The organism is Kitasatospora sp. NPDC056076, from assembly GCF_042266305.1.
Lineage (GTDB): Bacteria > Actinomycetota > Actinomycetes > Streptomycetales > Streptomycetaceae > Kitasatospora.
Map to the genome: position 1 here is coordinate 1 of NZ_JBHJWG010000099.1, position 7,003 is coordinate 7,003.

2 protein-coding genes are annotated in these 7,003 nt (G+C 77.2%); both read right to left on the reverse strand.

Annotation, left to right across the window (positions count from 1 at the left end; all coding sequences use genetic code 11):
• A partial coding sequence (locus tag ACFC1T_RS37885) for a condensation domain-containing protein (RefSeq protein WP_375897231.1) occupies positions 1-2,345 on the reverse strand: 2,345 nt, incomplete at its 3' end.
• A 13-nt stretch (positions 2,346-2,358) separates the two neighbouring features.
• Positions 2,359-7,003 (reverse strand): amino acid adenylation domain-containing protein (locus ACFC1T_RS37890; RefSeq protein ID WP_375897234.1); only part of this gene is annotated, 4,645 nt, incomplete at its 5' end.

The following is a 7,003-nucleotide window of genomic DNA, read 5'->3' on the forward strand; positions in this document are numbered from 1 at the left end:
TAGTTGTACGCGGCGACGTCCGGGTGGGCGGCGAGTTCGCGCCAGAGCCGGGGCCCGACCGCCTCGCCGCCGAGCATCAGCACCCGGGGGCGGTGCCGGGGGTCGTCGAGCAGCCCGGCGGGCAGCAGTTGGCGCAGGTAGGAGGGGGTGAGGTCGAGGAAGTCGATGCGGTGGCGGACCACGTACTCGACCAGCGCGGCCGGGTCCGTCCGGGTGGTCTCGTCGACCAGGTGCAGCGGGTGGCCGTCGGCCAGCAGCAGCACGCCCTCCAGGGAGGTGTCGAAGGAGAACGAGGCGGTCAGCGCGACCCGCAGCGGGCCGCCGCCGGCCTCGGCGACGAACCCGGCCCGGTGGGCGGCGAGCAGGTTGGCCAGCGCGCGGTGCGGCACGGCGACGCCCTTGGGGCGGCCGGTGGAGCCGGAGGTGTACAGCACGTAGGCGGTGTTGGCGGGGTCGAGCGAGGCGGTGCGGTCGGCGTCGCCGGGGTCGGTGGCGGGGCCGTCGGCGGGCAGCGCGCGCAGCGCCGCCTCGTCCAGGACGAGCGCCGGGCGGGCGTCCGCGAGCAGGAACGCGACGCGTTCGGCGGGCAGCGCGCGGTCCAGCGGCAGGTAGCCGGCGCCGGTCTTCCAGACGGCCAGGATCGCGGTGATCATGTCGGCGGTGCGCGGCAGGTGCAGCGCGACGAGCTGTTCGGGGCCGATGCCGCGGGCGATCAGCTGGTGGGCGAGCCGGTTGGCGCGGGTGTTGAGCTCCGCGTAGCCGAGCTCCTCGCCCCCGGCGACCAGGGCCGGGGCGTCGGGGGTCAGGGCCGCCCGGCGCGCCAGCAGGTCGGGGTGGGTGGCGGGTTCGACGGGCAGCCCGGTGCCGCTCCAGTCGTGGAGGAGCTGCCGGGTCTGCGCCGGGGAGAGCAGCGGCAGGGTGCCGAGCGGGCGGTCCGGTTCGGCGGCGGCGCCCGCCAGCAGGCGGAGCAGCTGGTCGGCGGTGCGGCGGGCGGTGGCCGGGTCGATGAGGTCGGCGCGGTACTCCAGCAGGCCGGTGAGCGCCTCGCCGTCGGGGACGAACTCCACGCTGAGGTCGAAGGTGGCGGCCTGCCGGGGCACGTCCACCGGGGTGATCGCGGTACCGGCCGGGGCGGTGGCCGCGGGCGGTGCGGGGTGCAGCAGCACCAGGACGTCGAACAGCGGGTTGCGGCCGGCCTCGCGGGGCGCGGCCACCGCCTCGACCACCCGCTCGAAGGGCGTGTCGCCGTGCGCGAGGGCGTCGTTGCCGGTCCCGGTGGCGGCCGTCAGCAGGTCGCGGAAGGAGCCGGCCGGGTCGACCCGGGTGCGCAGCACGACCGTGTTGACGAAGCAGCCGACGGCCCGCTCCAGTTCGGTGCGGACGCGCCCGGGCGTCAGCGAGCCGACGGTGACGTCCGCCTGCCCGGACCAGCGGGCCAGCAGCGCCTGGACGCCGGCCGTCAGGGCGGTGTTCAGGGTGCCCTGCCGCTCGGCGGCGAGCTCGCGCAACCGGGCGGTGAGCGCGGCGGGGACGGTGACGGGGTGGACGGCGCCGGGGCCGGCCTCCTCGCCGCGCCGGGGGTGGTCCAGCGGCAGTTCGGGGGGCACCGCTCCGGTCAGGCGTTCCTTCCAGTGGGCCAGCTGTCTGTCCGCCCGGGCCCCGGTCTGCTGCTCGCGCTGCCAGGCCGCGTAGTCCGGGTACTGGACGGCGACGGGCGGCAGCTGCGGGGCCTCGCCGCGGGCCAGCGCCGCGTAGCCGGTGCACAGTTCGTCCAGGACCACGCCCATGGACCAGCCGTCGGTGACGATGTGGTGGGCGGTCAGCTGGAGCACGTGGGAGTGCGCGGACTCGCGCAGCAGCAGGGCGCGCAGCAGCGGGCCGTGCCGCAGGTCGAACGGGCGGGAGTACTCGGCGAGGAGCAGGGCGTCGAGGTCGGAGCCGTCGACCTCGTGGACCGGCAGCGGCACCGGCCCGGCCGGCCGTACGGTCGGCACCGGGCGGCCGTCGGCCTCCTCGAAGACGGTCCGCAGCGCCTCGTGCCGGGCGACCACGGCGGCCAGCGCCCCGCGGAGCGCCGTGGCGTCCAGTGGCCCGGTGTACCGGACGGCGAGCGCGCTGTTGTAGCGCGGGTCGCCGGGCCGCAGCCGGTCCAGGAACCAGAGCCGCTGCTGGACGGAGGACGGCGGCAGCGGCCGGTCGCGGTCGGCGCGCGGGATGCCCGCCGGGGCGGCGGCGGACTTCCCGGCCAGCCGGAGCCGGAGCGCTTCCCGCAGGTCGGCGGGGAGGGCGGCCGCGCGGTCCCGCCGTGCGGGCCCCGGGGGTGTCGAAGGCGTCGAAGGCGTCATGGTCGTCGGATCCTCACCGTTCGTCATCGTCGGGGCCGCCGGACGCGGCGGCTTCGAGTTCGCTCAGCACCTGGTCCTCCACCAGGCCGGCCAGGTCGGCCACGGTGCGGGAGACCAGCACGTCGCGGGGGGTGAGCGTGACGCCGAAGGCATCGTTGGCGCGGGAGGCGATCAGCAGGGCCCGCACGGAGTCGCCGCCGAGCAGGAAGAAGTCGTCGGTGACGCCGACGGCGGTGCCCAGGGTGTCGGCCCAGATCGCGGCGACCGCCTCCTCGGTGGGCGTGCGGGGTGCCACCCGCTCGGCGGGGCCCGGTTCGACCGGCCGGGGTGCGGGCAGCGCGGCGCGGTCGGTCTTGCCGCCGGGGGTGAGCGGGAAGCGGTCGAGGACGGCGAAGGCGGTGGGGACCATGTGGCCGGGCAGTGAGCGGGCGGCCAGCGCCCGCAGTTCGGCGCCGGTCGGTGGCTCTCCGGGCGAGGCGAGCACGTGGGCGACCAGCCGGGGCAGTCCGGGCTCGTCCTCGCGGATGCTCACCACCGCGTCCAGCACGGCCGGGTGGCGCACCAGGACGGCCTCGACCTCGCCGGCCTCGATCCGGTGGCCGCGCAGCTTGAGCTGGTGGTCGGTGCGGCCCAGGAAGTGCAGTTCGCCCCGGTGGTCGCGGCGCACCAGGTCGCCGGTGCGGTACATCCGGCTGCCGGGCGGTCCGTACGGGTCGGCGGTGAACCGGGCGGCGGTCAGGCCGGGCCGGTTCAGGTAGCCGCGGGCCAACCCGGGCCCGCTCAGCCACAGTTCGCCCGGCGTGCCGTCGGGCACCGGCCGCAGCCGGGCGTCCAGGACGCGGGCTCCGGTGCCGGGCAGCGGGCGGCCGATCGGCGGTGCGGCGCCGTCCGCCGTCAGCGGCGCGGACCAGGTGGCGACCACGGTGGCCTCGGTCGGGCCGTAGGAGTTGACCATGCGGTGGTGCGGGGCCCAGCGGGCGACCAGCTCGGGGCCGCAGGCCTCGGCGCCGACGATCAGGGTCCTGAGGTCCGGCAGCGTCCCGGGGGTGTCGGCGGGCAGGGTGGCCAGGGCGGCGGGCGGCAGCAGGGTGTGGGTGATCCGCTCGGCGCGCAGCAGGCCGGCGAGCCGGTCGCCGAGCAGCGGCCCGGGGGCGGGCACCACCAGGCGGGCGCCGTGCGGCAGGGCCAGGCAGAGTTCCAGCACGGAGGCGTCGAAGCTGGGGGTGGCGAAGGCCAGCACCCGGTCGCCGGGGGCGATCCGGTAGTGGGCGGCCTCGGCGGCGGCGAAGGCGGCCAGGCCGCGGTGGGTGAGCACGACGCCCTTGGGGGTGCCGGTGGAGCCGGAGGTGTAGATGACGTAGGCGGGGTCGTCGAGGTCGAGCGGGCGGGTCCGGTCGGTGTCGGTGGGGCGGTGCTCGGGGCCGCCGTCCGGTCCGGCGGCGAGCAGGGCGGCGGTCTCCTTGGCGTCCAGGGTGAGCGCGGGGGCCGCGTCGCGCAGCATCGCCTCCACCCGCTCGTCCGGGTAGGCGGGGTCGACGGGGAGGAAGGCGGCGCCGGTCTTGGCCACGGCGAGTTCGGCAAGCAGCATGTCCGCCGAGCGCGGCAGCAGCAGGGCGACCAGGGTGCCGGGGCCGGCGCCGCGGGCGATCAGCCGGTGCGCCAACCGGTTGGCGTGGGCCTCCAGTTGGGCGTAGGTCAGCTCCGAGCCGTCGGCGCTCAGGGCCACCGCGTCCGGCCTGCGGTCGACGGCGGCCTCGACCAGGGCGGGCAGGGTGGCCGGGGTGACCGGGTCGAGGGCCGGGCGGGCCGGTCCGTGCAGCAGCCTCCGCCGTTCCCGGGGCGGCAGCAGGTCGAGGTCGTCCAGCCTGGCGGCGCCGTCGCTGCCGGCCAGCGCGGTGAGGATGTGCAGCAGTTGGTCGGCCAGGCTCTCGGCGGTCGCGCGGTCGAGGTGGCGGGGGTCGTGGCCGAGCTCCACGGCGAGCCGCTCGCCCGGCGAGACGACCACGGTGAGCGGGTAGTTGGTGGCCTCCCGGGCGTCCAGGTCGCGGATCCGCAGCCCGTGGGCGCCGGCCGAGGCCGCGCTGACGGGGTAGTTCTCCAGCACCACCAGGCTGTCGAACAGCGGGGTGCCGGGCGGGAGTTCGCTCAGCGCCCGGATCGCGGCGAGCGGCAGGTGCTCGAACCGGCGGTCCTCGGCCCGCTCCTCCTGGAGGCCGCGCAGCCAGTCGGCGCAGGGCCGGGTGCCGTCCACGGTGACCAGCGCGGGCAGGGTGGTGATGAACAGGCCGACGATGTCGTCCGCGCCGGCCAGGTCGGCGGGGCGCCCGGAGACGGTGGTGCCGAAGCACACCCGGGCGTCGCCGCTGCGGTGGGCGAGCAGCAGTGCCCAGGCGCCCTGCACCAGGGTGTTGAGGGTGAGCCGGTGGCGGCGGGCGAAGGCCTGGAGCAGCGCCGTGTCGGCCTCGGCCAGCCGGTGCGAGAGCCACTGCCCGGAGCGGGCGGTGTCGCCGGGGGCGGGCCTGCGGTGGTAGGGCAGGGCGGTGGGCGCGGTGAGGCCTGCCAGGGCGGTGCGCCAGTGCTCGGCGGCGGCGCCGGTGTCGCGGGCCGCGAGCCAGCTCACGTAGTCCGCGAAGGGGCGGCGTTCGGGCAGCTCCGGCGCCCGCCCGGCGAGGAGTGCGGCGTGCGCGGCCAGCACGTCGGCGAGCACGTGGAAGACGCTCCAGCCGTCCAGCAGCACGTGGTGGAAGGTCCACACCACCCGGATGCTGTCCGGCCCGAGCCGGACCAGGTCGAGCCGGAGCAGCGGGGCGCGGTCCAGCGCCATCGGGCGGGAGCGCCGGTCGGCGAGCAGCGCCTCCAGCCGCCGGGTGCGCTCGCGCTCGGTGTGCTCGCTCCAGTCGTGCCGGGTGACCGGCAGGGTGGCGTGCCGGTGCACCAGTTGCAGCGGGACGGGCACGTCGTGGAGGGCGACGGCGGTGCGCAGCACGGGCGTGCGGTCGACGACCAGCTGCCAGGCGGCGGCCAGCGGCTCCGGGTCGCGGGCGCCGTCCAGCACGAAGGTGAGCTGCTCGACGTACAGGCCGTGTTCGGCCTCGTCCAGGCCGTGCAGCACCATGCCGGTCTGGGTGGGGGTGAGCGGCTGGATCCCGGTCACCTCCCGTCCGGTGCCGACCAGCCGGTCGACGGCGGCCTGGTCCAGCGGGGCGAGCGGGAAGTCGGACGGGGTGCGGCCGCCGGCGCCGGGTTCGGCGCAGTGGCGGACGATCTCCCCTAGTTCGTCGAGGAGTTCGGCGGCGAGCCGGTCGACGGTGGCCCGATGGTGCCGTTCGCGGGAGTAGGACCAGGTGAACTCCAGCCGCCCGTCCGCCACCCGGCCGAGCACGTCGAGCAGGTGGGGGCGCCGGGCGGTGCGGTCGAGCCCGCCGGTGAGCGCGCCGTACGGGGCGTGCAGCAGGCCGCCGGGGGCGGGCGTCCAGTCCTGCCGGCCCAGGTAGTTGAAGCCGAGCTGCGGGGTTCCGGCGAGGCCGGGGGCCTTGCGCAGGTGGCGCAGGGCGCCGTGGCCGAGGCCGCCGTGCGGGACGGCGCGCAGGTTCTCCTTGACGGCCTTGAGCACGGTGCCGGTGTCGGCGGCCCGGGGGACGTCCAGGGTGACGGGGTACATCGTGGTGAACCAGCCGACGGTGCGGGAGAGGTCGACGCCGTCGAGGAGTTCCGCCCGGCCGTGGCCCTCCAGGGCGACGGTCACCCGGTCGTGTCCGGTCCAGCGGGCCAGTACCCGGCCGAGGGCGCAGAGCAGTACGTCGTCGATCCGGGTGCGGTAGGCCGCGGGGACGTCCTGGAGCAGTCGGGCGGTCCGCTCGGCGTCCAGGGCGACGGTCAGCGACTCCTCGACGGCGGCGGTGTCGGCGCCGTCCAGGTCGGTCGGCAGGGCGGCCCCGGCCTCGTCCTCCGGGCTTTGCCAGTGGGCGAGTTCGCCGTCGAAGCCGCCGGCGGCGGTGTGTGCGGCGAGCCGTTCGGCCCAGGCGCGGAAGGAGGTGGTCTTGGGGCCGAGGTCGGGCCGCTGCCCCGCGCGCAGGGCGCGGTGGGCGGTGTCCAGGTCCTCCAGGATCAGCCGCCAGGACACCGCGTCCACCACCAGGTGGTGCGCGGCCAGCAGCAGGACGGGGTGCGGTTCGTCGGCGAGGTGGCAGAGGGCGGCGCGCAGCAGTGGTCCGGCGGCCAGGTCGAAGCCCTCGGTCAGCTCCCGGCGCAGCGCCTCGAACTCCGGTGCGCCCGGCAGGTGGTGGGTGCGCAGCTCCGGGTCCGGCCCGGGCGCGCTGCCGTACTGCCGCCACCCGCCGTCCGGCCGGCGCCGGTAGCGCAGCCGGAGCGCGTCGTGCTGTGCCAGAACGACGGCCAGCGCCGCCCGGAGCAGGTGCTCGTCGGTGTCGGGGGCGAGCCGGAAGGCGAGCGACTGGGTGAGCCGGGCCGGGTCCCCGTCGAGGGTGTCGAACAGCCAGTGCTGGACGGGGGTGAGCGGGGCGTCGCCGGTCACCGGGCCCTGTTCGGCGGTGCCGCCCGGGTTCGGCGACTCCTCGGCGGCGCGGGCGAGTTCGGCCAGGGTCTGGTGGGCGAACAGGTGGCGGGGGGTCAGGGCGAGGCCGGCCCGGCGGGCGGCC